This is a genomic window from Pseudomonas sp. S44 (genome assembly GCF_016624805.1).
GTDB lineage: Bacteria > Pseudomonadota > Gammaproteobacteria > Pseudomonadales > Pseudomonadaceae > Aquipseudomonas > Aquipseudomonas machongensis.
Genome location: NZ_JACVTY010000007.1, coordinates 148,736 through 175,182, shown reverse-complemented (window position 1 = coordinate 175,182; position 26,447 = coordinate 148,736). Strand labels below are relative to the sequence as shown.

The window sequence follows — 26,447 nt, the reverse complement described above, 5'->3', positions numbered from 1 at the left end:
ACGACCTTCGGGTTATGAGCCCGACGAGCTACCAGGCTGCTCCATCCCGCGCCTGTGGAATCGAATTCTACGGAAATCCTTCCGTGAGTCAAGCTATTTTTCAAAAAACCCTTTTTTGTTCAATCCCTTAGCCTGTTGCACAGGCCAGGAGCTGAGCCATGACGCGGGTTGTAGCGGGTTTTGCGAGGGGGCAGTCATACCGATCATCCTTGCCCCCGTCGGGTGGGGCTGACGAATGCCGAGGCACGTGCTGTAATATCTGTATGAATTTACAGTGCTGACGGTCAGTCATGTCCCTGCGCAAGATCATCCACATCGATTGTGACTGTTTCTACGCCGCCATCGAGATGCGTGACGACCCCCGGCTGGCGGGTCGACCCATGGCTGTGGGCGGTCAGCCGGGGCAGCGTGGGGTGATCGCCACCTGTAACTACGAGGCAAGGGCCTATGGAGTGCGTTCGGCGATGTCGTCGGGGCATGCCATGAAGTTGTGCCCGGACCTGCTGATCGTCAAGCCGCGTTTCGAGGCCTACCGTGAGGCCTCGCGGGAAATCCATGCGATATTTCGTGACTATACCGATCTGATCGAGCCCCTGTCGCTGGATGAGGCGTATCTGGATGTCAGCGACAGCCAGTGGTTTTCCGGCAGTGCCACGCGGATTGCCGAGGACATCCGTCGGCGCGTTTCCCAGACCTTGCACATCACGGTGTCCGCTGGCGTTGCACCGAACAAGTTCCTGGCCAAGATCGCCAGCGATTGGCGCAAACCCAATGGTTTGTTCGTGATCAGGCCCGATCAGGTCGATGAGTTCGTTGCCGCACTGCCGGTGGCACGCCTGCACGGGGTGGGCAAGGTGACTGCAGACAAGCTTTCAAGACTTGGTATCGATACCTGTCAGTCATTGCGCGAATGGTCGCGCCTGAGCCTGGTGCGCGAGTTCGGCAGTTTCGGTGAGCGGTTGTGGGGGCTTGCCCATGGCATCGACGAACGGGTCGTACAGAACGACAGCCGGCGCCAGTCGGTCAGCGTCGAAAACACCTACGACAACGATCTCCCTGACTTGGCCAGTTGCCTGGAAAAAATCCCGGATCTGCTCGACAGCCTGAACGGGCGGATTGCGCGGATGGACAGCAGCTACAAGCCAGACAAGCCTTTCGTCAAGGTCAAGTTCCATGATTTCAGCCAGACCACCCTGGAACAGGCGGGGGCAGGGCGGGACCTTGAAAGCTATCGGCAATTGCTCAGCCAGGCCTTCGCTCGGGGTGGCAAGCCGGTGAGGTTGCTGGGAGTGGGGGTAAGGTTGCGGGATCTGCGCGGTGCGCATGAGCAGTTGGAGCTGTTTCCTGCTCAATAAAAGAAAGGGGCGCATGGCGCCCCGTTCTTTTTACCGCTCTCCAGGGTCGGCGACCAATCGGCCGGTTTCCTTGGTCAGCGTCTTGAGGAATTCCTGCTGCAGCTCCGGATCGTTGCGTGTCAGCTCGATCAGGCTCTGTTCCAGCTCGCTGGCTTCCTCTTCCAGGCCCAGTTCCGAGAGACGTTTGACCCGGTGTACCCACTGGCCAACGTCGTCGTCCTCGAGGTCGTCGAAGATCAGCTCATGGGCCTCCAGCAGCTTGTTGCGCAACGTACCGCTGACCAACAGGCTGGCGTCGCCGCGGATGCCGTTGTCTTCATCGATCGCCGCCAGGTGCAGGGTGCCGATATGGTTGAGGTTCTGCTCCGAGAATGGGCTGTCGAGCAGGTTCAGGCGTAGCACACCATGCTTGTCGGTGGTCAGCTCGTGGGTCATCTTGCCAGCCTTGACCTCTACCAGGCGCTCGTTCCACGGCAGGCTGGTGAACTCCTCGCGCTTGTCCTTCTGGATTTCGCTGATGCCTGCGAGGTTCTGCTGTGCGCGACCGTTGGACTGCACGTTCATGAACGGATTGAGCCCGGCCAGGCCGTAGCTCAGCCAGTCGTGGGTCATGCTCTGCGGCAGGCTGTCGAAGGTGATCACGTTGACCACGTTGGCGCCTATGCCCGCGACCACCGCCACCGCACCCAGTGGGATCTCGTAGATCTCCCGCCAGGGCTGGTAGGGCGTGTAGCGGTCGTAGCGCCGCGTGACTTCGAACTCGGTGACTTCGAAGCGTCGCTGTTCATTGATGCGAACACGCCGTTGCGGAAGCTCCATCACCTTGGGCTCGCCGACGTCGATCTGCAGACTGTGCTCGAGCAACTTGCGCTCGACACGTTCCTCATGCTCGCTGCGCTGGGACATCTGGTTGGCGCAGCCGCTGAGGAACAGGGCGCCGCAGAGCGCGGCGCCCCCCAGGGTAAAGGTACTTCGCTTGGACATGTTCACTCGTGCATTGGTGGTCAGCGGCGGATGCGGGCCTGCAGGAAGGTCAGCACTTCGTTGAGCGGCAGCGGCTGGGCATCCTGTTCGGTGCGGTGCTTGTACTCCAGGTTGCCGTCGGCCAGACCGCGATCGCTGACGACGATGCGGTGCGGGATGCCGATCAGTTCCATGTCGGCGAACTTGATGCCGGGGCTGGTCTTCTTGTCACGGTCGTCCAGCAGCACTTCGTAGCCTGCGGCAGTCAGCTCGGCGTAGAGCTTGTCGGTTGCCTCGCGCACGGCGTCGGTCTCGTAGCGCAATGGCACGAGGGCGATCTGGAAGGGCGCCAGGGCATCGTTCCAGATGATGCCCTTGTCGTCATGGTTCTGCTCGATGGCGGCGGCGACCACGCGGGACACGCCGATACCGTAGCAACCCATCGACAGCACCACTGGCTTGCCGTTCTCGCCCAGTACCTGGCACTTGAGCGCCTCGCTGTACTTGGTGCCGAGCTGGAAGATGTGGCCCACTTCGATACCGCGCTTGATGACCAGTGTGCCCTGGCCGTCGGGGCTCGGATCACCGGCGACGACGTTGCGCAGGTCCGCGACCTGTGGCACTGGCAGGTCACGCTCCCAGTTCACGCCGAAGTAGTGCTTGTCGTCGATGTTGGCGCCGATGCCGAAGTCGCTCATCAGGGCGACCGAACGGTCGATGATGCATTCCAGCGGCAGGTTCAGTGGGCCGAGCGAGCCGGCACCGGCACCGATGGCTGCGCGCAGCTCGGCGTCGCTGGCCATGACCAGCGGGTCGGCAACCTGTTCCAGCTTGGTGGCCTTGATTTCGTTCAGCTCGTGGTCGCCACGTACGATCAGGGCGACCAGCTTGCCTTCCTCGGCGCCACGCACGATCAGGGTCTTGACGGTCTTCTCGATCGCCAGGCCGTGGTTCTCGACCAGTTCGGCGATGGTCTTGGCGTTTGGCGTGTCGACCAGGCGCAGTTCTTCGGTCGGCGCTGGGCGCACGGTTTCCCGTGGAATCGCTTCGGCCTTCTCGATGTTGGCGGCGTAGTCGGAGGTGTCGCTGAAGATCACGTCGTCTTCGCCGGAAGAGGCCAGGACGTGGAATTCGTGGGAGTAGCTGCCACCGATCGAGCCGGTGTCGGCCTGCACCGGACGGAAGTCCAGGCCCAGGCGGGTAAAGATGTTGGAGTACGCCTGGTGCATGCGGTCGTAGGTTTCCTGCAGGGAAGCCTGGTCGGCATGGAAGGAGTAGGCGTCCTTCATGATGAACTCGCGGCCGCGCATCAGGCCGAAGCGCGGACGGATCTCGTCACGGAACTTGGTCTGGATCTGGTACATGTTCAGCGGCAGCTGTTTGTAGCTGGACAGCTCGTTGCGTGCCAGGTCGGTGATCACTTCTTCGTGAGTCGGGCCGACGCAGAAATCACGGTCGTGGCGGTCTTTCAGGCGCAGCAGCTCGGGGCCGTATTGTTCCCAGCGCCCGGATTCCTGCCACAACTCTGCGGGCTGGATGCTTGGCATCAGCACTTCAAGGGCACCGGCGGCGTTCATTTCTTCGCGCACCACGTTCTCGACCTTGCGCATGACCCGCAGGCCCATCGGCAGCCAGGTGTACAGGCCGGAGGCCAGCTTGCGGATCATGCCGGCGCGCAGCATCAGCTGGTGGCTGATGACAACGGCGTCTGCCGGGGTTTCTTTCTGGGTGGCGAGCAAATATTGACTGGTGCGCATGGGAAGCCGTGTCGATTGCCTGAATGTTTGAAATGACCCCGCATTGTACGGGGGCGAGACGAAAGCGTACAGGATGCCCCAGGGCGCTCGGCTTGTCAGCCAAGAAAAAGCCCGGCAGATGCCGGGCTTCTTCAGATGCGGGGCATTGCAAGCCGGGGCTTACAGGATGCTCAGCGGGTACTCGACGATCAGGCGCAGTTCGTCGATCGATGCGGAGCCGTAGTAGACGCCATCGGCGGAGCGGTAAGTGGCCTGGCGGACACGGAAGCTCAGGTCTTTGGCCGGACCTTCCTGCAGGACGTACTTGACGTCGATGTCGCGTTCCCATTCCTTGCCGTTGGTGGTGCCTTCGACGTGAGCACCGGTACCACGGGCGTAGCGGGTCATGAAGGTCAGGCCTGGAATGCCGTATTCGGCGAAGTTCAGATCGTAGCGAGCCTGCCAGGACTTCTCGCCTTCGGCGTTGAAGTCGGAGCGGGCGATGGAGTTGGCGAGGAAGATGGTGCCGCCGCCGTCTACGCCATAGGCGTAGTCGCCGTCACCGGTGACCTTCTGGTAGGCCAGGGTGAAGGTGTGAGCGCCAACGTTGTAGGCGCCAGACAGGCTGAATGCACGGTTGTCCAGTTTGTCGCCATCGAAGGCGCGTACCTTGCCTTCGCCATCGCTCTTGGTGTCATAGATGTTGAAGTCGAACACCAGGCCTTGTTTGTCGGACAGCGGCAGTGCCCAGTTGACGTTGGCGTAGTATTTGCGCCAGTAGTCTTCGACTTTGGAGTAGTAGAGGCTGGTGCTCAGGCCGTCGGTCACGGCATAGGTGCCACCGAAGACGTTCGCTTCGGTCAGACCCGGGTTCTTGATGCCGAGGTTGTTACGACCGCCGATGCTGTCCTTGTAGCTCTGGGCTTGTGCGTCCAGACGGGTGAAGTGACCGGCGTTCAGCTCCAGGCCTTCGATCTCCTTGCTGGTCAGCAGGAAGCCTTCGGCGGCTTCCGGCAGCAGGCGGCTATCGTCAGTGGCGAAGACTGGCAGCGAGGTGAACTGGCCGCCGAACTTGAGGACGGTGTTCGAGATGCGTGCTTTGACGGCACCGTAGCCCTTCGAATAGGAGTCTTCCGGGCGACCTTCGGAGTCGACGGGGAACAGGCCGGTGTTGGTGGTGCCACGACCGCCGTCGAGCTTGATGCCCAGCAGGCCGATGGCGTCGACACCGACACCAACGGTGCCCTGGGTGAAGCCGGATTCGAAGGTGCCGATGAAGCCTTGGCCCCACTCGGCGCGACGGCTTTGTTCGTCGCTTGGGTTGTTGCGGAAGTCACGGCTGAAATACAGGTTACGCAGCTTCACGTTGAGCTTGCTGTCGTCAACGAAGCCTTTGGAGTCATCCTGCGACGACGCCATTGCCAGTCCAGAAGTCCCCGCTGCAACAGCCAGGGCGATCATGCTCCACTTCATCACGCGCATCGTGATTTGCTCCTTTGGTTTTAGGAAGAGTACCGCTGCGCCCAAGTGTTTTAGTTATATGGGGCAGCTCTTTCTTTTTATGTCGGCGAAAATGTATATCACGCTGACTGTACTTGGCGACATGAAAAACGGAACCTTTCGGTAAGTTTACGGTCGTGTCGCTTTTGGCTATTTCCATGTCGCAAATCACGTCCCGCTAAAGGCGGGTCGTACACCCCAGCGCTGCTTCGAAGTCCGTCACGATTCCGTAAAGAATGGCTGTGTACTCGAAGCTCCCTGGTGAATCCCTTGTCGCTGTTGTTATTTGTCGCGTTCACCGGCTAATGCAGGTGCCGTGCCGACTTGGCGTAAAAAGAATGCAACAAGCGTGCACAAAAACGATCAGTGTTGATGAATTTTTCACAAATGCCCGCAAAGCGTCCTGAAACCTCCGGAAACACTGGGTTCAGGTGCTTTGAGGGTATAACGCGATGTTGATTATCGTTTGCAAAATAAAGCTGGCTTGAAAGTCAAGGTGTTACCGCTGACTGTTGATGCTGAGTAGTTTGTACCAGGCGGGTATGACAGGTGTATTTTTCGTTGCTTCATTTTGGTGCGAAAAGTAGCGCAGTGTTACCGCTTTTGGCGCGTACGTCTCGGTCGGGGGCGGACAAGTGAGTGGGTCGTGTCGTGGGCTCTGCAAGCAAGGTATCCTTGCGCTCCACCCGCGTTCGAGTCGGGTCGTGTCATTCGATGGAGGTTTGCCGTGTTTGTCCTGGATTCGCGTCTGCAGCAGGATTCCCTGGTGCTGGGGGATTTCCCGTTGTCCCGTCTTTTGCTGAGCAAGGATGCCAACTACCCCTGGTTCATCCTGGTGCCGCGCCGTGCTGATGTCAGCGAGCTGTTCCAGCTGGATCTGGCCGACCAGCAACAACTATGGAAGGAAACCACTTTGCTCGCCGAGGCGCTCAAGGGCGAATTCCTGGCTGACAAGATGAATGTCGCCACGCTGGGCAATGTCGTCAGTCAGTTGCACATGCACGTGGTGGTGCGTCATCGCGGCGATGCGGCGTGGCCAGCGCCGGTGTGGGGCAAGGTGCCCGCGCTCGATTACGCGCCCGCGCAGGTCGATGCAATCCGCCAGCGCCTGCGCGGGTTGGCGCTTGAAGGTTTCGAGGAGGCCTGAGCCATGTCACTGGAAGCGAGAATCGTCGAGCTGGAGATGCGCCAGGCGTTTCAGGATGACACCCTTCAGGCGCTCAGCGACGAAGTGGCCGGGCAGAACCGGCTGATCGAGCGTCTGCAGTTGCAGATCGCCGAACTGATCAAGCGTCATGAAGAGATGGTCGGCCAGTACGAGGCCGGAGGGGAGGAGCCTCCACCACCTCATTATTGAGGTGATGGAGGCGGGTGGTCAGCGGCGTGAAACCGCGACCACGTCTTCGGCCTGCAGGCCTTTGTCGCGATGCATTACCGAGAACTCCACGCGCTGGCCTTCGACCAGGACGCGATGGCCTTCGCCGCGGATGGCGCGAAAGTGCACGAAGATGTCATCGCCGGAGTCGCGGGAGATGAATCCGAAGCCTTTCGAGGTATTGAACCACTTCACGGTGCCGGTATCGCGCTTGCTGGCATCTTGCGGGCCTGCCTGGCTGGCGCGTGACTTGCGGCTGCTGCGGGCGAAGCCTGCGGCCAGGTGCAGGGCGGCTGCCAGTGCCGCGCAGAGCAGCGCCGACAAGCTGCCGAGCTCGGGGCGGGCAAGAACGGTGATGGTTTGCAGGATCACCGCCAGCACCAGGAGTGCGCTGGCCAGGTGTTGCAGTTGCTGGCGGGCGCCGCGGTAGTAAAGCGGTACAACCGGTGCCAGGACCAGGTTGAGCAGGCCCAGGAGTACCAGGTAAACCGCTTCGGGTTGTTGCAGGAAGGGTGTGGCGTCGGTTTTGAGGCTGGGTATGAACGACAGCAGCAAAGCCGCAACGCCCGTCACCAGATGGACGATCTTGAACATTGGGTTGGCTCACATATTTGGATAAGGCCGATCACAGGAAGAGCTGGCAGCACGGTGCGCATGAGGTATGGAGCGCGATCACGTGACTGTTCAGCCTATGCACCCGGCAATAACAGTCCGCACGGGTGGCACCCTGCCTATTTAACAGCAAAGCCAGGGGGTTCTCAAACCGCAGGGGTGGTCAGGCGATGTGTTGCCTTGTGTCACATGCAGCCGTCTGCAACTCTTGGTACAGTGTTTTCGCCCGCTTGATCGTCAAGCCTTATGGAAAGGGGAGATTCATGGCAATCGATATCGGTATCAGCGAAGAAGATCGCAAGTCCATCGTCGAAGGGTTGTCCCGCCTGCTGTCGGACACCTATGTGCTGTATCTGAAAACCCACAACTTCCACTGGAACGTTACCGGTCCGTCGTTCCGAACCCTGCACCTGATGTTCGAAGAGCAGTACAACGAACTGGCCCTGGCAGTCGACTCGATCGCCGAACGCATTCGCGCGCTGGGATTCCCGGCGCCGGGTTCCTATGCATTCTATGCGCGCCATTCCTCGATCAAGGAGGAAGAGGGAGTGCCCGCTGCCGATGAAATGATCCGCCAGCTGGTCCAGGGGCAAGAGGCGGTGGTGCGCACGGCGCGCAGCATCTTCCCGGTGGTGGACAAGGTCAGTGACGAGCCGACGGCCGACCTGCTCACCCAGCGCATGCAGGTGCACGAAAAAACCGCCTGGATGCTGCGAGTGCTGCTCGACGGCAAATAACGATGCGCCGGCCTATGGCCAGGCTGGTCCATCAAGCCCGGTGTCGCCTTGCGATCCCGGGCTTTTTTATTATGGGGAAACCCTTGCTGCTGCTCTGTGATGCCGGAACGGCGCTTCATTGAAGCACCCTCGACCTTGTTGTGCGGGGTATGAAGTGATCGCAATCAAGGAGCAGAACCATGGCGCAAGCAAGCAGGCACGGCGGTTGGCCAGGCAGGGATTGTCAGGATCCGTTCAGGGGTGATTTCGACATGTTGCAGGTCGTACCGGTCTCGCGGTCTGTAAGGCTCAATGGTTTTGCCACGTGCCTTCGGCTCGAGGCGGTCTACTGGCGTATTCTGGAGCGTATCGCCGAGGCCAATCGCTGTTCGGTGAGCGCTGTGCTGTCCTACGTCGATCGAGAGGTGCACCTGCGGCAGGGCGGTGTGCGTAATTTCAGTGGGCTGATTCGCGTCATCTGTGTGGCCTGGTTACTTGATCCGCCGAGTACACACTGATCGCCGGGCGGGCTGCACAGCACTCCTTAACCATATATAATCCCGCTTTTTGCTGCCCCGGCAGCCAGCGTTGTGGTTGACGAGAGACTTCCATGCCCCTTTATGACTATCAATGTGCTTCCTGCGACCACCGCATGGAGGTGTTGCAGAAAATCAGCGCCGCGCCATTGACCGATTGTCCGGCATGCCAGGCGTCGGCCCTGAAGAAATTGCTGTCGGTACCCGGCTTTCGCCTGAGTGGCAATGGCTGGTACGAGACCGACTTCAAGACCGGGGCGAAGAAGAACCTGGCCGGCGAAAAGGCCGACTGAGTTGAATTGCAGCGACAGGGTCTTGCACTATTAGCCCTCAGGGCGGACAAGACCTCCACCGAATACACGAATCACGAGAAGCGAAACCACGATCATGATGCGCAGCCATTATTGCGGCCAACTGAACGAGAGCCTGGACGGCCAGGAAGTCACCCTTTGCGGCTGGGTCCATCGGCGTCGCGACCACGGCGGGGTGATCTTCCTCGACATCCGTGACCGCGAAGGCATGGCCCAGGTCGTGTTCGATCCGGATCGCGCCGAAACCTTCGCCGCCGCCGACCGCGTGCGCAGCGAATACGTGGTGCAGATCACCGGCAAGGTGCGCAAGCGCCCTGACGGCGCGGTGAACGCGAACATGGCCTCCGGCGCCATCGAGATCCTCGGTTACCAGCTGAACGTGCTCAACGAAGCTGAGACCCCGCCATTCCCGTTGAACGAATACTCCGACGTCGGCGAAGAAACCCGCCTGCGCTATCGTTTCATCGACCTGCGTCGCCCGGAAATGGCCGACAAGCTGCGCCTGCGTTCGCGCATCACCAGCAGCATTCGCCGCTTCCTCGACGAGAACGGCTTCCTCGACGTCGAAACGCCGATCCTGACCCGTGCCACTCCGGAAGGCGCGCGCGACTACCTGGTGCCCAGCCGCACCCACGCTGGCAGCTTCTTCGCCCTGCCGCAGTCGCCCCAACTGTTCAAGCAACTGCTGATGGTGGCCGGCTTCGACCGCTACTACCAGATTGCCAAGTGCTTCCGCGATGAAGACCTGCGTGCCGACCGCCAGCCGGAATTCACCCAGATCGACATCGAGACCAGCTTCCTCGACGAGTCCGAGATCATGGGCCTCACCGAGAGCATGATCCGCAAGCTGTTCAAGGAAGTGCTCGACCTCGAGTTCGGCGACTTCCCGCACATGACCTTCGAAGAAGCCATGCGTCGTTATGGCTCCGACAAGCCGGACCTGCGCATCCCGCTGGAACTGGTCGATGTTGCCGATCAGCTCAAGGACGTCGACTTCAAGGTCTTTGCAGGCCCTGCCAACGATCCGAAGTGCCGTGTCACTGCCCTGCGCCTGCCGGGCGGCGCTGCCATGCCGCGCAGCAAGATCGACGAGTACACCAAGTTCGTCGGCATCTACGGTGCCAAGGGCCTGGCGTACATCAAGGTCAACGAGCGCGCCAAGGGCGTCGAGGGCCTGCAGTCGCCGATCGTCAAGAACATCCCTGAGGCCAACCTCAACGTGATCCTCGATCGCGTCGGCGCGGTCGATGGCGACATCGTGTTCTTCGGGGCCGACAAGTTCAAGGTCGTCAGCGAGGCCCTGGGCGCGCTGCGTATCAAGCTGGGTCACGACTTCAACCTGCTCACCTGCGAGTGGGCACCGATGTGGGTCGTCGACTTCCCGATGTTTGAAGAGAACGAGGACGGCAGCTTCACCGCGCTGCACCACCCGTTCACCGCACCGAAGTGCACCCCTGAAGAGCTGGAGGCCAACCCGGCCACCGCCTTGTCGCGTGCCTACGACATGGTGCTCAACGGCACCGAGCTGGGTGGCGGTTCTATCCGTATCCACCGTAAAGAGATGCAGCAGGCAGTCTTCCGTCTGCTGGGTATCGAGGCGGCGGAACAGGAAGAGAAGTTCGGCTTCCTGCTCGACGCCCTGAAGTTCGGCGCCCCGCCACACGGTGGTCTGGCCTTCGGCCTGGATCGTCTGGTCATGCTGATGACCGGCGCCCAGTCGATCCGCGAAGTGATCGCGTTCCCGAAAACCCAGAGCGCTGCGTGCGTCATGACTCAGGCTCCGGGCCTGGTCGATGCCAAGGCTCTGCGCGAGCTGCACATCCGTCTGCGTGAGCAGACCAAGGTCGAGTAACCGACCGCAGGCGCCCCGAAGTCGGGGCGCTTCGCGCTTGCGCGCAGGATTTTCCGCGTTCCGCCCTTCGGGGCGGAACCTGTTTCTGTTTCAAGGATTTGGAGTCGTTATGGCCGGTCATTCCAAGTGGGCGAATATCAAGCACCGCAAAGAACGCCAGGATGCCAAGAGAGGCAAGATCTTCACCAAGTGGATCCGCGAACTGACCGTCGCTGCCAAGCAGGGTGGTGGTGATCCGGCCTCCAATCCCCGGCTGCGGTTGGCGCTGGACAAGGCGCTGGGTGCCAACATGAGCCGCGACATCATCGATCGTGCGGTGGCGCGTGGGGCTGGCACCAACGAAAGCGACAACGTCGAAGAGCTCAGCTACGAGGGTTACGGCCCCGGTGGCGTGGCGATCATGGTCGAGGCCATGACCGACAACCGCAACCGCACTGCAGCAGCCGTGCGTCATGCCTTCACCAAGTGTGGCGGCAACCTCGGTACCGATGGCTCGGTGGCTTATCTGTTCGAGCGCAAGGGGCAGATCAGCTTTGCACCGGGCGTCGAGGAAGATGCGCTGATCGAGGCGGCCATGGAAGCCGATGCCGATGATGTGGTCGGCAATGACGATGGCTCCTTCGACGTCTTCACCTCCTTCAACAGCTTCTACGCTGTGCGCAATGCGCTGGAAGAGGCGGGCTTCAAGGCTGCCGACGCGGAAATCGTCATGCAGCCGACCACCAGCGCCGAGCTGGATCAGGACGGCGCGGAGAAGGTGCTCAAGCTGATCGATATGCTCGAGGACCTGGACGACGTGCAGAACGTCTACTCCAATGCGCAGATCTCCGACGAGATCATGGAAAAACTCGGCTAAGGTTTTCCTTGGTCTTCGGGGCCTCTTCGCGGGTCAGTGAAATGTGTAAAGAACCGCAGGCTTTATGACGCTGATTCTTGGTATCGACCCCGGTTCGCGAATCACCGGTTATGGTGTGGTACGCCACACGCCGCGGGGGTGCGAGTACGTGGCCTCCGGTTGCATCCGCACCGGTGGTGGCGAGTTGCATGAGCGACTGCAGATCGTGTTTCGCGGCGTCAGCGAGGTGATTCGCCTGCATGGCCCCGTCACCATGGGCATCGAGCGGGTGTTCATGGCGCGAAATGCCGACTCGGCGCTCAAGCTTGGCCAGGCCCGCGGTGCAGCCATCGTCGCTGCCGCCGAGGCGGGCCTGGAGATCGCCGAATACACCGCCAGCCAGGTCAAGCAGTCGGTGGCTGGTACGGGCGGGGCGAACAAGGATCAGGTCATGCTGATGGTCATGCACCTGCTCAAGCTGACGCAGAAGCCGCAGATCGACGCCTCCGACGCCTTGGCCATCGCCCTGTGCCACGCCCATACACGCTCCAGCCTGGTGCCCCACGGCCTGGCCACCGCACGCCGGCGCGGTGGGCGCTTGCGTCTGTAACAGCTTCATGCCCTGATACACATTTTGTCCGGGTGACACGCTCACCCGCCGCATTTGCTGATAGGGTTGTCCGGTCTCCGACCAGACGCCCGAGAGAAAGGATCGGAACGTGATTGGACGTTTGCGTGGCACTCTGGCGGAAAAACAACCGCCGCACCTGATTATCGATGTCAATGGCCTGGGCTATGAGCTGGAGGTGCCGATGACGACGCTGTACCGCCTGCCCAAGGTCGGCGAAGCGGTGACGCTGCACACTCATCTGGTTGTGCGCGAAGACGCCCACCTGCTCTATGGCTTCTTCGAGAAGCGCGAGCGCGAGCTGTTCCGCGAGCTGATCCGTCTCAATGGCGTCGGCCCGAAGTTGGCTCTTGCGTTGATGTCGGGCCTCGAGGTCGATGAGCTGGTGCGCTGCGTGCAGGCCCAGGATGCGTCGGCTCTTGTGCGCGTACCCGGCGTCGGCAAGAAGACCGCCGAGCGCCTGCTGGTCGAGCTCAAGGACCGTTTCAAGGCCTGGGAAACCTCGCCTGCGATGTTCACCCTGGTGTCCGATGGGCCACTGCCGGTGGCCAGCACCTCCAGCGCCGAAGCCGATGCAGTCAGCGCCCTGATCTCGTTGGGCTACAAACCTCAGGAAGCCAGCAAGGCGGTGTCGGCGATCAAGGACAAGGCAAACATGACCAGCGAGGAACTGATTCGCCATAGCCTCAAAGGGATGATCGTCAAGTGATCGAAGCCGACCGCCTGATCGCCGCCAGCGGGCGCGACCGTGAAGAGGTTCAGGACCGTGCCATTCGTCCGTTGAGCCTGGACGAGTACATCGGCCAGCCGGTGGTGCGCGAGCAGATGGGCCTGTTCATCCAGGCCGCCCGCGGCCGCAACGAGTCCCTCGATCACACCTTGATCTTCGGTCCGCCCGGTCTGGGCAAGACCACCCTTGCCAATATCATCGCCCACGAGATGGGGGTTTCGGTCAAGAGCACGTCCGGCCCGATCCTCGAACGCCCGGGTGATCTGGCGGCAATGCTGACCAACCTCGAGCCGCACGACGTGCTGTTCATCGATGAAATCCACCGCCTGTCGCCTGTGGTCGAGGAAGTACTCTACCCGGCAATGGAGGACTTCCAGCTCGACATCATGATCGGTGAGGGGCCTGCCGCACGCTCGATCAAGCTCGACCTGCCGCCGTTCACCCTGGTCGGTGCGACCACCCGGGCCGGCATGCTCACCAACCCACTGCGTGATCGTTTCGGGATCGTCCAGCGCCTGGAGTTCTACAGCAACCAGGACCTGGCGACCATCGTCAGCCGGTCGGCGAACATTCTGGGGCTTGCCATCGAAGACAAGGGCGCTTTCGAGATCGCCCGTCGCGCCCGCGGTACGCCACGGATCGCCAACCGCCTGCTCCGCCGCGTGCGTGACTACGCCGAGGTACGTGCGAAGGGCCAGATCACCAAGGAAATCGCCGACAAGGCATTGAACCTTCTGGACGTCGACGAGCGCGGTTTCGACCATTCCGACCGGCGCCTGCTGTTGACCATGATCGAGAAGTTCGATGGCGGACCGGTAGGCGTGGACAACCTGGCGGCTGCGATCAGCGAAGAGCGGCACACCATCGAGGATGTCCTCGAACCGTACCTGATCCAGCAGGGCTACATCATGCGTACGCCGCGTGGCCGTGTGGTCACCCGGCACGCCTACCTGCATTTCGGCCTGAACATTCCGGGGCGCTTTGCCGAGGGCGGAGAATTTTCTGATCCTGACGATGAGTGACAGATCGAATCGGGGTTTTCGTGGTCCTAGCGCTGGCACTTTGCGACAGCGCTGGCAATACGACATTTCCCCTGAAAAAACAGTTGCCGGGGCGGATTGGCAAGCTGAGGAGTAAGCACTAGAGTATGCGCGCGCAAAATCGGCAGGACCCGTTCGCTCACCGTTGTCGCGTCTATTACGAGGATACTGACGCAGGCGGGGTGGTGTACTACGTCAACTACCTGAAATTCATGGAGCGTGCACGCACCGAGAGGTTGCGGCACCTGGGGTTCTCCCAGTCCGAGCTGGCGGAACAGAATCTATTGTTCGTCGTCCACTCCAGCGAGGCGCGCTACCACGCGCCGGCACGGTTGGACGATGCGTTGCGGGTAACCGCACAAGTACTTGAATTGAATCGCGCCAGCCTGCGCTTCGTGCAGCAGGTCTGGCGAGAAACGGATGAAACACTGCTTTGCGAAGGGCAGTTCCTGGTGGCCGCCGTGCGCGCCGACACTTTCAAACCCCGGGCCATTCCCCCTGAACTGCGCGACGCTTTCATGGCGGACGGCACGGGTACTCAATCGAACGCAGGAGAATAAGCGTGGAAGCAAACGTCGTCGACCATACCTCCATGTGGAGCCTGGTCGCCAATGCCAGTGTGGTGGTTCAGCTGGTGATGCTGACTCTCGTGGCAGCCTCGGTGACCTCTTGGATCATGATCTTCCAGCGCAGCACCATGCTGCGCGCCGGTCGTCGTGCGCTGGACGCTTTCGAAGAGCGTTTCTGGTCGGGCATCGACCTGTCCAAACTGTATCGCCAGGCCGGCAGCAACCCTGATCCGGATTCGGGTGTCGAGCAGGTCTTCCGCGCCGGCTTCAAGGAGTTTTCGCGCCTGCGCCAGCAGCCGGGCGTCGACCCGGATGCGGTCATGGAAGGGGTGGGGCGCGCCATGCGTGTAGCCATCTCCCGCGAGGAAGAGAAGCTCGAGCAGAGCCTGCCGTTCCTGGCCACCGTCGGTTCCACCAGCCCTTACATCGGCCTGTTCGGTACCGTATGGGGCATCATGAACTCCTTCCGCGGCCTGGCCAGCGCCCAGCAGGCCACCCTTGCCACCGTGGCACCCGGCATTGCCGAGGCACTGATCGCCACCGCGATCGGGCTGTTCGCCGCGATCCCGGCAGTCATCGCCTACAACCGCTTCGCTGCACGCAGCGAAACACTGATCGGTCGCTACTACACGTTCGCCGATGAGTTCCAGGCGATCCTGCACCGCAAAGTACACACCAGCGAAGAGTGATCAGGTAGACATCCATGGCCCGAGTTCGCCACAAACGCAAGCCGGTCGCCGAGATGAACGTGGTGCCCTACATCGACGTGATGCTGGTGCTGCTGGTCATCTTCATGGTGACCGCACCTATGCTCAACCAGGGCGTGAAGGTCGACCTGCCCAAGGTTTCCAGCGAAGCCTTGCCGCAGGACAACAACGTCCAGATCCTCACCATCTCGATCAAGGCCGACAAAACCTACTACTGGAACCTCGGTAGCGAAGTCGATACCGACAAACAGATGGACAAGGCGATGACCCTGCCGGAAATGACCAACGCGGTGACCAAGATCATCGCTGCCGGCCGCGACCAGGGCAAACAGACCCAGGTGTTCATCCGGGGTGACAAGGCCGTCGACTATGGCGCGGTCATGGGCGCCATGGGCGGGTTGCAGAAAGCCGGTGTCGGTAACGTTGGCCTGATTACCGAGGCGCCCTGATGCAACAGCGAGAGCCATCCGCCTCGGAAAGCTACTTCTGGCCCAGCGTCTGGGCCATTGGCCTGCATGTGCTGGTGTTCGGCCTGCTGTTCGTCAGCTTCGCCATGACGCCTGAACTGCCGCCGTCCAAGCCGATCGTCCAGGCTACGCTCTATCAGCTCAAGTCAAAGAGCCAGGCGACCACCCAGACCAATCAGAAGATTGCCGGGGAAGCCAAGAAAACGGCTTCACGCCAGACTGAAGTCGAGCAGATGGAGCAGAAGAAGGTCGAGCAGGAAGCTGTGAAGGCCGCGGAACAAAAGAAAGCCGACGCCGCTCAAAAGGCCGAGGAAGCTCGCGAGGCCGCCGAAGCCAAGAAAGCCGAGGACGCTGCCAAGGCTGCCGAGGCGAAAAAGGCCGCCGAGCAAAAGAAGGCCGAGGAAGCGAAGAAGCAGCAGGCTGACATCGCCAAGAAGAAGGCAGAAGACGAGGCCAAGAAACAGGCCGAGGAAGAAGCCAAGAAAGCTGCGGCCGAAGAGGCGAAGAAGAAAGCCGCCGAAGACGCCAAGAAAAAAGCAGCCGAGGACGCCAAGAAGAAAGCAGCGGCGGCCGAGGAAGCGAAGAAGAAGGCAGCCGAAGAGGCCAAGAAGAAGGCCGCTGCGGATGCACAGAAGAAAAAGGCACAGGATGCAGCCCGCAAGGCGGCTGAAGACAAGAAGGCTCAGGCTCTGGCCGAGTTGCTGTCCGACACCACCGAGCGTCAGCAGGCACTGGCCGACGAGCAAGGCGACCAGGTGGCGGGTGATTTCGACGACCTCATCCGCATGCGTGCGGCCGAAGGTTGGGCGCGTCCGCCATCCGCGCGCAAAGGCATGACGGTAGTCCTGCAGATCAACATGCTGCCGGATGGCACGATCACCAATGTGAGCGTGGCCAAGTCCAGTGGCGACGGTCCGTTCGACAGCTCGGCCGTGGCCGCGGTGAAGAACATTGGCCGGTTGACTGAAATGCAGGGCTTGAAGCCGAACGAGTTCAATCCGTATCGTTCGTTCAAGATGACATTTACACCTGAGGATCTAGCGTTGTGATTAAACGTCTGAGAGGACTGCTGGTCATGCTCTGCTGCGTGGCAGGCATGGCCGTGGCAGAGGAAAAGAACATCCTGGTCACCAGCGGCAGCGACCGGGCCACGCCCATCGCGGTAGTGCCGTTCGGTCTGCAGGGTGGCAGCGTGCTGCCGGAAGACATGGCCGACATCATCGGCAACGATCTGCGCAACTCCGGCTACTACGCGCCCATCCCGCGGCAGAACATGATCAGCCAGCCTACCCAGGCCAGCGAAGTCATATTCCGCGACTGGAAAGCGCTGGGTGCCCAGTACGTGATGGTCGGTAGCATCGTGCCGTCCGGTGGTCGCCTGCAGATCAGCTACGCGCTGTTCAACGTTGCCACCGAGCAACAGGTGCTGACCGGCAGTGTCGGTGGTGGCGTCGATCAACTGCGCGACATGGCGCACTACATCGCTGACCAATCGTTCGAGAAGCTCACCGGTATCAAGGGTGCGTTCTCCACCCGCATGCTGTACGTGACCGCCGAGCGTTTCTCGACCAACAACACCCGCTACACCCTGCAGCGTTCCGACTACGACGGTGCCCGTGCAGTGACGCTGCTGCAGTCGCGCGAGCCCATCCTGTCGCCGCGTTTTGCGCCTGATGGCAAGCGTATCGCCTATGTTTCGTTCGAGCAGAAGCGTCCACGTATCTTCGTCCAGCACATCGACACCGGTCGCCGCGAGCAGATCACCAACTTCGAAGGCCTCAATGGTGCACCGGCCTGGTCGCCCGATGGCAATCGCCTGGCGTTCGTGCTGTCCAAGGACGGCAACCCGGACATCTATGTGATGAACATGGGGTCGCGTCAGATCAGCCGTGTCACTGCAGGCCCTGGTATCAATACCGAGCCGTTCTGGGGCAAGGATGGCAACACCCTGTACTTCACCTCCGACCGTGGTGGCAAGCCACAGATCTACAAGACGTCGGTGGGTGGCGGTGGCGCCGAGCGTGTCACCTTCGTTGGCAACTACAACGCCAACCCGAAACTGTCGGCGGATGAAAAGACCCTGGTAATGATTCATCGCCAGGAAGGTTTCACCAACTTCAAGGTGGCTGCCCAGGACTTGCAACGGGGAAGTGTAAAGATTCTTTCTGAAACGAGTCTTGATGAGTCTCCCACTGTTGCGCCTAACGGCACCATGCTAATCTACGCCACCCGCCAGCAGGGCCGGGGAGTCTTGATGCTCGTGTCGCTTAACGGCCGTGTGAGGCTCCCACTTCCTACCGCTCAAGGCGAAGTCAGAGAACCGTCCTGGTCCCCCTACCTGAACTGATTGCGGCGTAACAATTTTGCTTAACACACTGGGGTTTCATTAGGAGTTTCACGATGGAAATGCTGAAGTTTGGTAAATTCGCTGCGCTGGCTCTGGCCATGGCCGTAGCTGTAGGTTGCTCCTCCAAGGGCGGTGACAACGCTGGCGAAGGCGCTGTTGATCCGAACGCTGGCTACGGTGCAAACACCGGCGCTGTCGACGGTTCCCTGAGCGAAGAAGCCGCCCTGCGCGCAATCACCACCTTCTACTTCGAATACGACAGCTCGGATCTGAAGCCAGAAGCCATGCGCGCCCTGGACGTTCACGCCAAGGACCTGAAAGCCAACGGCAACCGCGTTGTTCTGGAAGGTAACACCGACGAGCGCGGTACCCGCGAGTACAACATGGCTCTGGGCGAGCGTCGTGCCAAGGCCGTTCAGCGCTACCTGGTTCTGCAGGGCGTTTCCCCTGCTCAGCTGGAACTGGTTTCCTACGGCGAAGAGCGTCCAGTTGCTACCGGCAACGACGAGCAGTCCTGGGCTCAGAACCGTCGCGTAGAACTGCGTAAGTAAGTTCTTATGCGTATGTGCCGTCGTGTTGTAACCGTCCTCGCCCTCAGCCTGCCGCTTTCTGCGTGGGCTGCGGTTCCTGTAGTTGATGACAACGGAGGCAGTTATCCGCCTTCGGGTTATGGCACGAGCGGCGCCTATGCCGGGGCAGGGGCTTCGGCCCCTGCTTCTGCACAGGGTCAGCTGTTCCTGCAGCTGCAACAGATGCAGGACCAGATTTCCCGTCAGCAAGGCATCATCGAAGAGCTGCAGAACGATGTGTCGCGCATGAAGCAGGAAAACCTGGAGCGATACCAGGATCTGGACCGCCGCATCAACAGTGGTGCCGCACCAGCCGCTACACCCGATAATTCCTCCACCGGTGGCGCATCCGACGCCGCAGGTGCCGCTGCAGGCGCAAGCGCTGCGCAGCAACCGGCTGCCAATGGCGAGCCGGCCGATCCGGCGAAAGAAAAGCTGTTCTACGATGCTGCTTTCGATCTGATCAAGCAGAAGGACTTCGACAAGGCCAGTCAGGCCTTCAGCGCCTTCCTGCGCAAGTATCCCAACAGCCAGTACGCCGGCAACGCGCAGTACTGGCTGGGTGAGGTCAACCTCGCCAAAGGCGACCTGCAAGGCGCCGGCCAGGCCTTCGCCAAGGTCAGCCAGTTGTACCCCAAGCACAGCAAGGTGCCTGACTCGCTGTACAAGTTGGCCGATGTCGAACGTCGCATGGGCCACACCGACAAGGTCAAGGGCATCCTGCAGCAAGTCATCACCCAGTACCCCGGCACCTCCGCCGCACAGCTGGCTCAGCGTGACCTGCAGAAGCTCTGAACTGCACCGCTTGAAAGAAACCCGCGCCTGGCGCGGGTTTTTTCGTTAGAGGGATGGTGCACAAACTCCTTGCCGGATAACGGCGCAGGCCGCATTCTGCGGGCCTTGCAGCCCTGGGTTGACCGGGGCACAACAGCCGTTTAGAGGGCCCTTCCACCGTGGCGCATGCCCGGTGCACGTGACCCGCCGCCAGGAGTTGCGCCATGTCGGATCATTTGATGAAGCGGGACGGGCGATTCATCTACCGCCGCCGTTTCCCTGTTGAAGTTGCCAGCATTGTGGGCCGCACCGAGTTCCGAAAGGCCCTCGGCACCAGCGACCGCAAGGAGGCGCTACAGCTTGCCCGTGTGGTGTCGGTTGACTTCGACCGTACCTGTGCCGAAGCCCTGGCCCAGAGCGCCAACGGAGGCGGTACAGGGGCGATGCAGGCCCTTGGCGGGGATGCCCCAGTGGTGACGGCAGAGCGCATCTTAGAGCGTCTGCGGGCCGTTGTAGACGGTGCTACCCGCTCGGCTGTCGAAGCCTTGGAACCTAGCCAGCGGCAGGCCCCGACCTGGGCGGCGGAGCTTGAATGGCGAAAGGCCGCGCTCCAGGCGATTGCAGACGGGAAACATCCCGGCGCTGCTGACTACAACCCAGCGGAGGCATTGGCCGCCTTGCGCGCCGTGGAGGCCCTGGAGCGGGGCGAGGTGCCCACGCTGGGGCACCCCTCAACGCCTGAGCCAGCTAATGCGGTGCCCTCTATTGCGCCTGGTCCCGAGCACTCCGCACCTGCAAACCCTGCCCAGCGTGCGCGGCATGGGCAGACCACAGCCGCCGAGTTTCAGCGAACCTTGGACAAGTACCTGGCCCAGGCCACGCCCCGACGTGGCCAGCAGGTGCAGGCGCTGTGCCGGGATGCACTTCGCTGGCCAGCCACCCCAGCGGAGCAGGTGCAAAGCATCCTCGACTATGGCCAGCGGCGCCTTGAGCAAGGCATGAAGGCGTCGTCCCTCAATACCAGCACCAACGCCGTTCTGGCGGTACTTCGCTGCATGCCAGGTTGGGAGGGGATCAAGCTGCCGAAGCTCGACGCCACTGCCAAGATGATTCGTTCTGGTGCTGGCGCCAGAAAGGAGGCCCGCCAGCCGATTCCAGTTGCGATGCTCAAGGCCTGTATCCAGAACATGCAGGAGACGGCTCCTGATGTGGATTGTGCCGCGCTGCTGATTCTGGCTCGTTATGGGTTGCGCCCGTCTGAGCTATTGCGGGAGGGGCCGGAGGCATTGACGGTGCGAGAGGACATCATGGGCGGTAAGGAACTGGTGTTCCAGGCTGGGCTATCCGGCAGGAAGACGGATGCCAGCCGCCGCGACCTTCCTGTGCATGACGATGACGCCCGGCTATTCCGGTTGGTGCTGGCCGAAAGGGGAGAGCCCGCCGACCTGAGCCGTAGGACAGAGCAGCGTGTACGTCGATTGCATGATCTGCTGGGGCGGCGTCTGCCCGCTGGTTACACCCTGTATGGCGTTCGGCATACGGTGGCTGACCTGATGCGACATGCCGGTGCTACTGAGCATGAGGCCGGGGCGATCCTTGGGCACGTCGGTAAGCAGAGCATGACCAGCATCTACGGTGGGAAGTCGGCATTGAAGGCGCAGCGGGAGCTATTGGACAAGGTGCGCCAGTTGCTCGAAAGCCCTGCGGCCTAAATTTGTTGAAGTCGTGCGAGGGGAGGGTCTGACCCGATCACGTACAGAATCCCCCATAGGGGCCTGATGCGCTGCCGGTTGCGCTCCCCGCTTCCTGCGCTACCTTGAAAGGTGTCGCCATGTGGCGATGAGCCATTAGGGAGCATTGGTTATGGCCAACAAACGCGGTAGGGATTCTGGAACCGGGCAGTTTATTCCCGTAGAGGAAGCAAAGCGCCGCCCGAAGACAACTACGGTGGAGACTATCCCCGCACCTGGCAAGGGCGATAAGGGCAAGAAGAAGTAAGCGTGTCACGGAGGTTCGCAAGGGCCTCCGTTATTGGTGCTGTCGGGCTCGTGGCAGGGCTCAAAAGGTGAACCATCCGAGCCATGCTGAGAGAGTTTGCTGGGGCATGGCTCAAAGGTGTTGACTTTCAATTGAGCTAGATCTAATTTATGAGCCATAGATTGCGAGCCACCTGGAGCAAATAGCATGGCCACCATCGGATATGTCCGCGTCAGTACCACGGATCAAAGTGTCGAGGCGCAGCAGCACAGCCTGAGCCAGACCCACCGCATCGACCGCTTCTACGCTGATGAGGGTGTGAGCGGTGCTGTAAAGGCCCTTGAGCGACCACAGTTCAAGGCTATGGCCGAGTACCTCCGCGATGGCGATACACTGGTTGTGGCTGCTGTGGACCGCCTTGGGCGGGATACGATAGACGTGCTCGTAACGGTTGAGTACCTGACGGCTAAAGGTGTGGCAATTGTGAGCAAGCGGGAGGGCTTCGACCTCTCGACCGCGATGGGTAAGGCGATGCTCACCATGCTTGCCGCTGTTGCTGAGTTGGAGCGCTCGAACATCAAGGCCCGGCAAATGGCGGGTATTGAGCGGGCCAAGTCTGAGGGCAAGGCTCTCGGGCGGGTGAAGACAATCGACGACAAGGGTGTGGCCGCGTGGCGCGCTGAGCAGTGCGCAAGCATCAAGGCCACTGCTGAGCACTTCGGCATAAGTATCGCCAGTGTGAAGCGGGCCTGCGCTGCCTGACCCTACCGGCAATGCTGGACGGCCTGATCCTGGCGGCGTACTGTTGCTTCACCACGGATTGTACGGTTGGCGAAGCTCCAGCAAACGGGCTGGGTTGGATCGGTAAGACGCTTGAAGGCCTTCGGGTTGCATAGCGCACGTGAAGGCGAACCGTAGGAAAGGGCAGCGCCGAAGGACTGCCAGGGCGTCAAGGCCAAGCCCGCAAAGCAATGGCCGAGCGGTAGCCTCCCGTGCCTGAGCAGCGTCAGGCGATGCAGGCGTATCACCATGCCGATGAGATAGAGTTCTGCTCGCCTGCACTCCCGGCCTAATCTGCGCAGGATACGCGCCTGGCGGCCTCTCCGGCCCTGCTGGCCTAACTGTCGCCAGCCCTTGTGCCGTAATGCCTGGCCAGGGATATGGCACCTCTGTTCGGTAACTGTCACATACCCCAGTAGAGTAGGTAACCACCTGGCTTGCTCTGCTGGTTCTGTCCGGGACCTACGTGTTTGCGGCGCCTGCCACCCCAAGTGGGCGCCGTGCTTTTTACTAAGCATCGAACACCGTCGCTGTCTGCTCAGACCTGCAAGGGCGCGGACTATCCAGTCCAGTTTCCTTGGCATCTGGTACACCCAGCGCTGCCCGAATACTTACCGTACACATCGAAACACTACCTGTCTGGAGATCTTAAATCTCTAGGCGGGAACGCTTTCGACTTCACGCACACTGTTACCTGATCCCATCGGAGGGACCATGACCCACAACTCCCAGTTGCAGGGCAGGCCAGCGCTCACGGCTGCCCGAATCATCCGCTTTATGCGGCTTAACTATGCCCTTCCTGCACCGAAACCAATCACCACCACAGTGCTCCGCGAGGCGTTCCCCGAGGTGCCACGTAGCAGTCTGATGAGTGCCATTGCAGCGCTCATCCGACGTGCCGGGTTGCAGGCCCGCTATCTGCCGGGAACACATATCCGCGAATACTGCCCCGGCTCTCAAGCCTTCAATGCTTGGCGGATGCTGGACCGCGAGCAGCAAGGGCGGCATGCCTGGACCGAAGCACGGTTGCTGGATGCGCTGAACGAACGCGGGGGCTGCTGATGGCTCGACCACGCAAGATCAACCTCGACCGCCTGGGGCTGGAGTTACTGGCGTCCACTATCGACGGCACCCAGCAACGCTACAAGGATGCGAAGGAAGGGGGCTACCCCGTAGACGCGGCGACCATCAGTGCGTCCGTGTCCCTGCTCAAGCTCATAGAAGCGGCGAAGGCAGCACGCGAAGGCGACAGCGCTGCGGAGCTGGAGAAGCTGCGCCAGCAGTTCAAGGATAAGCGCACGCCGCCTGCAACTCCTGCACTCCCAACACAAATCGAACCTGCCAACCGCGAAGCACTTCTAGCGGAATACGGCTTGGCCGATCCCACCACTTGACCGATGGCCTGGGGCCTTCGACTGGAGGAACCATGACCACGAACTTAGAACGGTTGCAACAGCAGGCTCAAGCTGGCGCTGAGGTGCAGGCAGACGTGCAGCCTTTCGACTACCTATACGCTGTGCGCCTCGTGCGCCAGGCAAACCCCGGCTTAGATGGCCAGGCTCTGCAATCTGCTGTAGACCGTATCAAGGCAATGTATCTGGCCACCGGCACCTATGCTGAGCCGCAGGCTACCGCCCAAAGCATTGTCCGGCGCCACATGGGGAAGGCCCAGGCCCAGCGTCGAGAGATGGCCAAGGAACTGCGTGCTATCGGCTACCGTGGGCGCTATGCCTCGGCGGGCGAGGTGCTGGACCTGATGACCGAAGCCCATGACCGAGCGCTAGAAGATACACGACCATCTGCCCGCGCCATCCTGCGCCAGCAGGTCGGGGAGGATGACGCCTCAAGGCTAGCCACAACCAAAAGCCGCCACCTCAAAAGCGCCATGCAGAAGCTGGCAGACCACCCCACTGCTCGCCTTATGGAGGCCGAAGGAATGCGCACTGCACGCGACGTAAGTGAAATCTGCAAGTCCTCCCTGGCCGGTGGGGTGGCTGCGCTTTATCAGCGTGCCGACGTTGCCAAGCGCCTTGCCGGACTCAACGATACCCAGGCAGAACAAGCCCGAGAGATTGCCGCATTGAAGGCCCGTCTAGTCGCCTTGGAGACCCGCCAGGATGTTGCAGAGTCTGGGGAGCACTGGCATGACGTGGCCAAGCGTATGCGCTCTGAGGGCGCCACCTATGGCTCCATCGCCAAGGCAACGGGCCAAAAGCTGGACACTGTGAAGAAGGTTATCTCGCGTAGCAAGTGATGCTGTTAGGTACAAAGTACCTATAGAAATCGAACCTGTTTTGGGTGGGGACATGTCCCCATCCTGTCCCTACTTTCCCCACACCCACCGCCCAGCGGATGAGCCAAGGCAGCTCAGGCGAAGCCGTGGGCGCTATTCAAGGAGACCACTATGGCCACCAAGTATGACCGTATCGTCAAGGACGACCCCACCGCCAGTATGACCCTCGACCACAAGGCATTGGCCGTCGTCCTGAGCATGATGACCCGCGACAAGGTGCGCGGCCTTTCCCTAACTAAACGCTTGAGCTGGGTGGCCCACGTCCAACGTAACGGCGTGCTGCATCAAAAGGAGTTCCTGTTCGGGGAGAAGGCCCAGGCAATCGCCTGGCTGATTTGCACGCGCGCCCAGCTTCAGCTTGAGGGCAACGACATCAACCAGCGCGGCAGGTGGAAGCGCTCGCCAGGGGTGGCCGCATGATCCACCAGTTGCTCGGTATTCCGCAGTTGCAAGAAACGCCCGAAGCCGAGGCCGCCAGGGCAGATGCTCAAGCCAGGCGCCAGCGTGGCCTCACAGATGCTGACCTAGCCGACCTAGCCGCCTTGTCTGCTCAGTCCTACCAATCCCGTGTCGGCGTGCTGGCTAGCCAGCCTGTCCAGCCAGCGCCCAGCACTGGAAGCGTCGAGCAATTCACATTGGAAGTTGTTGCCGGCAGCAATGCCGCTGCTACTCGCCGCCAGCGTCCAGGCTCCTCACTCGGCATAAACGCCTGACCTGCTGCATTAGCGACCTCGATTCAAACCACGTAGACGAATCCGTACCGGAGAGACCACAAATGACCAAGACCAACAAGCCAGTAATCAACGCAACCGTATCCCCGCGCACCCAGGCCCTGCTTGGCGCGCTCCGCACCGCCATTACCATGGACCGCCTCGACCTACCGGAACTGACCGCGCCCGTCATCCCCGACAACTATGCCGACGTGAAGGCCGGGCTGAGCCGTATGGCTGAGCGCTTCATCGATCCGGCCCGAGCCGAAGGCAAGCGTACTGGCGCTGATGACGTAGCCCGTGAACTCGGCGCTGTGCTCGCCCAGGCTGCCCGTTCCGGCATGCCACTCGCTGATCTGCCCGCCGCCCTGGACTATGATGCCGCCATGGTGCAGTACCGTGGTCAGCAGGCCCATTACCTTAAATCCAGTGATGCCCACGCCGCCCTCCTGGCTGAGTCTGTCCAGACCTGGCTAGCTGATCTGCTGGCGGTGCTGAGCGTCCGTGGTGTGCTTGGCGCTGACGTGGTGCAGGATGCCGCTGCCGCTGGTAACAAGACCATGGCCGCGACCGCCCTGGACCTTGTAGCCCGCGAGAAACTGAACACCGCTGGTGCTTCCGACCTGCCTGTCATGGCTGCCGGTCGTGGCCTGATGGTACTTCTTGCCGCTGGCGTTGATCCCGCTGAACTGGTGCTGACCGACCTGGAAGTGCTGGTGGCGCTGGCGGGGATCGAGATCATCCCGGCTACCTTGCCCGGTGCTGGTCTGTCCGCTGCTGACCTTTCGTTCCGGGCTGGCACGTCGCTGGTGAAGGTGAGTACCCGTGGGGCGGTCCTCTACCGCGAAGCTGAAACCCAAGGTGGCCGTGTCGTCCTGCCCCACAGCGTGCTGGTGGCTGTGAGCCAAACGACCCTGGAGCAGTTGCAGACGGAGGTGGGCGAGCGTCTGGCCCGTACTCCTCACCGTTTCCAGGAGGCGGCAGTAGGCAACAGTTCGCTGGACCGTAGCCGTCGTGTCGTGCACGGTGGTGGCCTCGGCGGCTTCGCGGCAACTATTGGCTAAA

The 26,447-nt window shown here is 61.2% G+C and carries 29 protein-coding genes; 25 read left to right on the top strand and 4 right to left on the bottom strand.

The annotated features are described in order from the left end of the window. Nucleotides 1–296 precede the first annotated feature (296 nt). Nucleotides 297–1,355, top strand: a complete 1,059-nt coding sequence (gene dinB / locus IAE40_RS08540) for a DNA polymerase IV (protein WP_177339373.1) — start codon at nucleotides 297–299, stop codon at nucleotides 1,353–1,355. 30 nt (nucleotides 1,356–1,385) lie between these two features. On the opposite strand, the gene IAE40_RS08535 is transcribed toward dinB, so the two are convergent. The 3 genes from IAE40_RS08535 to IAE40_RS08525 form a co-directional block, all read right to left on the bottom strand. Then, nucleotides 1,386–2,339 carry a hypothetical protein gene (locus tag IAE40_RS08535; protein WP_054891010.1) on the bottom strand — a complete coding sequence of 318 codons (954 nt, stop codon included), beginning with the start codon at nucleotides 2,337–2,339 and terminating at the stop codon, nucleotides 1,386–1,388. A 20-nt stretch (nucleotides 2,340–2,359) separates the two neighbouring features. After that, nucleotides 2,360–4,075: a proline--tRNA ligase gene (locus IAE40_RS08530; RefSeq protein WP_063545881.1), complete on the bottom strand. Its 1,716-nt coding sequence runs from the start codon at nucleotides 4,073–4,075 to the stop codon at nucleotides 2,360–2,362. Nucleotides 4,076–4,234: 159 nt separating this feature from the next. Then, nucleotides 4,235–5,536 carry an OprD family porin gene (locus IAE40_RS08525; RefSeq protein WP_063545880.1) on the bottom strand — a complete coding sequence of 434 codons (1,302 nt, stop codon included), beginning with the start codon at nucleotides 5,534–5,536 and terminating at the stop codon, nucleotides 4,235–4,237. A gap of 745 nt (nucleotides 5,537–6,281) precedes the next feature. Here IAE40_RS08525 and IAE40_RS08520 point away from each other — a divergent pair. Together IAE40_RS08520 and IAE40_RS08515 are read left to right on the top strand one after the other, a co-directional pair. Continuing rightward, entirely contained in the window at nucleotides 6,282–6,701 is a 420-nt protein-coding gene (locus IAE40_RS08520) for an HIT family protein (RefSeq protein WP_063545879.1), read from the top strand. A 3-nt stretch (nucleotides 6,702–6,704) separates the two neighbouring features. Then, on the top strand, nucleotides 6,705–6,911 hold the full coding sequence (locus IAE40_RS08515) for a SlyX family protein (protein ID WP_054891006.1): 207 nt from the start codon (nucleotides 6,705–6,707) through the stop codon (nucleotides 6,909–6,911). A gap of 18 nt (nucleotides 6,912–6,929) precedes the next feature. Here IAE40_RS08515 and IAE40_RS25880 read toward each other — a convergent pair whose 3' ends face one another. Further along, nucleotides 6,930–7,523, bottom strand: a complete 594-nt coding sequence (locus IAE40_RS25880; RefSeq protein ID WP_054891005.1) for a cold-shock protein — start codon at nucleotides 7,521–7,523, stop codon at nucleotides 6,930–6,932. A 281-nt stretch (nucleotides 7,524–7,804) separates the two neighbouring features. On the opposite strand from IAE40_RS25880, the gene IAE40_RS08505 reads away from it, so the two are divergent. The 22 genes from IAE40_RS08505 to IAE40_RS08400 all read left to right on the top strand — a co-directional run bounded on the left by IAE40_RS08505 (nucleotide 7,805) and on the right by IAE40_RS08400 (nucleotide 26,446). After that, nucleotides 7,805–8,278, top strand: a complete 474-nt coding sequence (locus IAE40_RS08505; protein WP_023381917.1) for a Dps family protein — start codon at nucleotides 7,805–7,807, stop codon at nucleotides 8,276–8,278. A 179-nt stretch (nucleotides 8,279–8,457) separates the two neighbouring features. Then, on the top strand, nucleotides 8,458–8,775 hold the full coding sequence (locus tag IAE40_RS08500) for a ribbon-helix-helix domain-containing protein (RefSeq protein WP_054891004.1): 318 nt from the start codon (nucleotides 8,458–8,460) through the stop codon (nucleotides 8,773–8,775). A gap of 92 nt (nucleotides 8,776–8,867) precedes the next feature. Next, nucleotides 8,868–9,086 (top strand): FmdB family zinc ribbon protein, encoded by a 219-nt coding sequence (locus tag IAE40_RS08495; RefSeq protein WP_197890612.1) that lies wholly within the window; start codon nucleotides 8,868–8,870, stop codon nucleotides 9,084–9,086. A 94-nt stretch (nucleotides 9,087–9,180) separates the two neighbouring features. Next, on the top strand, nucleotides 9,181–10,956 hold the full coding sequence (aspS, locus tag IAE40_RS08490; protein ID WP_054891002.1) for an aspartate--tRNA ligase: 1,776 nt from the start codon (nucleotides 9,181–9,183) through the stop codon (nucleotides 10,954–10,956). 109 nt (nucleotides 10,957–11,065) lie between these two features. Further along, nucleotides 11,066–11,812 carry a YebC/PmpR family DNA-binding transcriptional regulator gene (locus tag IAE40_RS08485; RefSeq protein WP_054891001.1) on the top strand — a complete coding sequence of 249 codons (747 nt, stop codon included), beginning with the start codon at nucleotides 11,066–11,068 and terminating at the stop codon, nucleotides 11,810–11,812. Nucleotides 11,813–11,876: 64 nt separating this feature from the next. Further along, a complete protein-coding gene (gene ruvC, locus IAE40_RS08480) occupies nucleotides 11,877–12,401 on the top strand; it encodes a crossover junction endodeoxyribonuclease RuvC (RefSeq protein ID WP_054891000.1) in 525 nt (174 codons plus the stop codon). Nucleotides 12,402–12,510: 109 nt separating this feature from the next. Next, nucleotides 12,511–13,128 (top strand): Holliday junction branch migration protein RuvA, encoded by a 618-nt coding sequence (gene ruvA, locus IAE40_RS08475; RefSeq protein WP_063545876.1) that lies wholly within the window; start codon nucleotides 12,511–12,513, stop codon nucleotides 13,126–13,128. Continuing rightward, nucleotides 13,125–14,171 carry a Holliday junction branch migration DNA helicase RuvB gene (gene ruvB / locus IAE40_RS08470; protein WP_054890998.1) on the top strand — a complete coding sequence of 349 codons (1,047 nt, stop codon included), beginning with the start codon at nucleotides 13,125–13,127 and terminating at the stop codon, nucleotides 14,169–14,171. The genes ruvA and ruvB overlap by 4 nt, the downstream gene beginning before the upstream one ends. A gap of 125 nt (nucleotides 14,172–14,296) precedes the next feature. After that, nucleotides 14,297–14,749, top strand: a complete 453-nt coding sequence (ybgC, locus tag IAE40_RS08465) for a tol-pal system-associated acyl-CoA thioesterase (RefSeq protein ID WP_197890614.1) — start codon at nucleotides 14,297–14,299, stop codon at nucleotides 14,747–14,749. 2 nt (nucleotides 14,750–14,751) lie between these two features. After that, nucleotides 14,752–15,447 carry a protein TolQ gene (gene tolQ / locus IAE40_RS08460; protein WP_054890996.1) on the top strand — a complete coding sequence of 232 codons (696 nt, stop codon included), beginning with the start codon at nucleotides 14,752–14,754 and terminating at the stop codon, nucleotides 15,445–15,447. Between the two features lie 14 nt (nucleotides 15,448–15,461). Then, nucleotides 15,462–15,914, top strand: a complete 453-nt coding sequence (tolR, locus tag IAE40_RS08455) for a protein TolR (RefSeq protein WP_054890995.1) — start codon at nucleotides 15,462–15,464, stop codon at nucleotides 15,912–15,914. Continuing rightward, nucleotides 15,914–16,981: a cell envelope integrity protein TolA gene (gene tolA / locus IAE40_RS08450; protein ID WP_054890994.1), complete on the top strand. Its 1,068-nt coding sequence runs from the start codon at nucleotides 15,914–15,916 to the stop codon at nucleotides 16,979–16,981. The genes tolR and tolA overlap by 1 nt, the downstream gene beginning before the upstream one ends. Nucleotides 16,982–17,007: 26 nt before the next feature. Further along, nucleotides 17,008–18,279, top strand: a complete 1,272-nt coding sequence (gene tolB / locus IAE40_RS08445) for a Tol-Pal system beta propeller repeat protein TolB (protein WP_054890993.1) — start codon at nucleotides 17,008–17,010, stop codon at nucleotides 18,277–18,279. Nucleotides 18,280–18,332: 53 nt separating this feature from the next. Beyond that, nucleotides 18,333–18,830, top strand: coding sequence for a peptidoglycan-associated lipoprotein Pal (gene pal, locus IAE40_RS08440; RefSeq protein WP_023381906.1), 498 nt, complete (start codon nucleotides 18,333–18,335; stop codon nucleotides 18,828–18,830). A gap of 6 nt (nucleotides 18,831–18,836) precedes the next feature. Further along, complete coding sequence (gene ybgF, locus IAE40_RS08435; protein ID WP_063545875.1) at nucleotides 18,837–19,643, top strand: tol-pal system protein YbgF; 807 nt, start codon at nucleotides 18,837–18,839, stop codon at nucleotides 19,641–19,643. A gap of 203 nt (nucleotides 19,644–19,846) precedes the next feature. Further along, nucleotides 19,847–21,334: a DUF6538 domain-containing protein gene (locus tag IAE40_RS08430; protein ID WP_200603013.1), complete on the top strand. Its 1,488-nt coding sequence runs from the start codon at nucleotides 19,847–19,849 to the stop codon at nucleotides 21,332–21,334. A 472-nt stretch (nucleotides 21,335–21,806) separates the two neighbouring features. Further along, the gene (locus IAE40_RS08425; RefSeq protein ID WP_200603012.1) at nucleotides 21,807–22,361 is read left to right on the top strand and encodes a recombinase family protein; all 555 of its coding nucleotides are present in this window, start codon (nucleotides 21,807–21,809) and stop codon (nucleotides 22,359–22,361) included. Between the two features lie 732 nt (nucleotides 22,362–23,093). Further along, complete coding sequence (locus tag IAE40_RS08420; protein ID WP_200603011.1) at nucleotides 23,094–23,441, top strand: hypothetical protein; 348 nt, start codon at nucleotides 23,094–23,096, stop codon at nucleotides 23,439–23,441. Further along, entirely contained in the window at nucleotides 23,441–23,773 is a 333-nt protein-coding gene (locus IAE40_RS08415; RefSeq protein ID WP_200603010.1) for a hypothetical protein, read from the top strand. Before IAE40_RS08420 ends, IAE40_RS08415 begins: the two co-directional genes overlap by 1 nt. Nucleotides 23,774–23,805: 32 nt before the next feature. Then, nucleotides 23,806–24,633, top strand: a complete 828-nt coding sequence (locus IAE40_RS08410) for a hypothetical protein (RefSeq protein WP_200603009.1) — start codon at nucleotides 23,806–23,808, stop codon at nucleotides 24,631–24,633. Between the two features lie 150 nt (nucleotides 24,634–24,783). Then, the gene (locus tag IAE40_RS08405; RefSeq protein WP_200603008.1) at nucleotides 24,784–25,092 is read left to right on the top strand and encodes a hypothetical protein; all 309 of its coding nucleotides are present in this window, start codon (nucleotides 24,784–24,786) and stop codon (nucleotides 25,090–25,092) included. A 355-nt stretch (nucleotides 25,093–25,447) separates the two neighbouring features. Then, a complete protein-coding gene (locus IAE40_RS08400; protein ID WP_200603007.1) occupies nucleotides 25,448–26,446 on the top strand; it encodes a hypothetical protein in 999 nt (332 codons plus the stop codon). Nucleotide 26,447 lies beyond the last annotated feature (1 nt).

Excerpts from the sequence above, each read along its gene's own strand:
- IAE40_RS08410 (WP_200603009.1), top strand. The coding sequence starts at position 23,806 with ATGACCACGAACTTAGAACGGTTGCAACAGCAGGCTCAAGCTGGCGCT.
- tolA (WP_054890994.1), top strand. The coding sequence starts at position 15,914 with ATGCAACAGCGAGAGCCATCCGCCTCGGAAAGCTACTTCTGGCCCAGC.
- IAE40_RS08500 (WP_054891004.1), top strand. The coding sequence starts at position 8,458 with ATGGCGCAAGCAAGCAGGCACGGCGGTTGGCCAGGCAGGGATTGTCAG.
- IAE40_RS08515 (WP_054891006.1), top strand. The coding sequence starts at position 6,705 with ATGTCACTGGAAGCGAGAATCGTCGAGCTGGAGATGCGCCAGGCGTTT.
- tolR (WP_054890995.1), top strand. The coding sequence starts at position 15,462 with ATGGCCCGAGTTCGCCACAAACGCAAGCCGGTCGCCGAGATGAACGTG.
- tolB (WP_054890993.1), top strand. The coding sequence starts at position 17,008 with ATGCTCTGCTGCGTGGCAGGCATGGCCGTGGCAGAGGAAAAGAACATC.
- ybgC (WP_197890614.1), top strand. The coding sequence starts at position 14,297 with ATGCGCGCGCAAAATCGGCAGGACCCGTTCGCTCACCGTTGTCGCGTC.
- IAE40_RS25880 (WP_054891005.1), bottom strand. The coding sequence starts at position 7,523 with ATGTTCAAGATCGTCCATCTGGTGACGGGCGTTGCGGCTTTGCTGCTG.
- IAE40_RS08530 (WP_063545881.1), bottom strand. The coding sequence starts at position 4,075 with ATGCGCACCAGTCAATATTTGCTCGCCACCCAGAAAGAAACCCCGGCA.
- IAE40_RS08505 (WP_023381917.1), top strand. The coding sequence starts at position 7,805 with ATGGCAATCGATATCGGTATCAGCGAAGAAGATCGCAAGTCCATCGTC.
- IAE40_RS08400 (WP_200603007.1), top strand. The coding sequence starts at position 25,448 with ATGACCAAGACCAACAAGCCAGTAATCAACGCAACCGTATCCCCGCGC.
- ruvC (WP_054891000.1), top strand. The coding sequence starts at position 11,877 with ATGACGCTGATTCTTGGTATCGACCCCGGTTCGCGAATCACCGGTTAT.
- IAE40_RS08535 (WP_054891010.1), bottom strand. The coding sequence starts at position 2,339 with ATGTCCAAGCGAAGTACCTTTACCCTGGGGGGCGCCGCGCTCTGCGGC.
- IAE40_RS08425 (WP_200603012.1), top strand. The coding sequence starts at position 21,807 with ATGGCCACCATCGGATATGTCCGCGTCAGTACCACGGATCAAAGTGTC.
- pal (WP_023381906.1), top strand. The coding sequence starts at position 18,333 with ATGGAAATGCTGAAGTTTGGTAAATTCGCTGCGCTGGCTCTGGCCATG.
- IAE40_RS08405 (WP_200603008.1), top strand. The coding sequence starts at position 24,784 with ATGGCCACCAAGTATGACCGTATCGTCAAGGACGACCCCACCGCCAGT.
- IAE40_RS08415 (WP_200603010.1), top strand. The coding sequence starts at position 23,441 with ATGGCTCGACCACGCAAGATCAACCTCGACCGCCTGGGGCTGGAGTTA.
- IAE40_RS08495 (WP_197890612.1), top strand. The coding sequence starts at position 8,868 with ATGCCCCTTTATGACTATCAATGTGCTTCCTGCGACCACCGCATGGAG.
- aspS (WP_054891002.1), top strand. The coding sequence starts at position 9,181 with ATGATGCGCAGCCATTATTGCGGCCAACTGAACGAGAGCCTGGACGGC.
- IAE40_RS08420 (WP_200603011.1), top strand. The coding sequence starts at position 23,094 with ATGACCCACAACTCCCAGTTGCAGGGCAGGCCAGCGCTCACGGCTGCC.
- IAE40_RS08485 (WP_054891001.1), top strand. The coding sequence starts at position 11,066 with ATGGCCGGTCATTCCAAGTGGGCGAATATCAAGCACCGCAAAGAACGC.
- IAE40_RS08525 (WP_063545880.1), bottom strand. The coding sequence starts at position 5,536 with ATGCGCGTGATGAAGTGGAGCATGATCGCCCTGGCTGTTGCAGCGGGG.
- ybgF (WP_063545875.1), top strand. The coding sequence starts at position 18,837 with ATGCGTATGTGCCGTCGTGTTGTAACCGTCCTCGCCCTCAGCCTGCCG.
- IAE40_RS08430 (WP_200603013.1), top strand. The coding sequence starts at position 19,847 with ATGTCGGATCATTTGATGAAGCGGGACGGGCGATTCATCTACCGCCGC.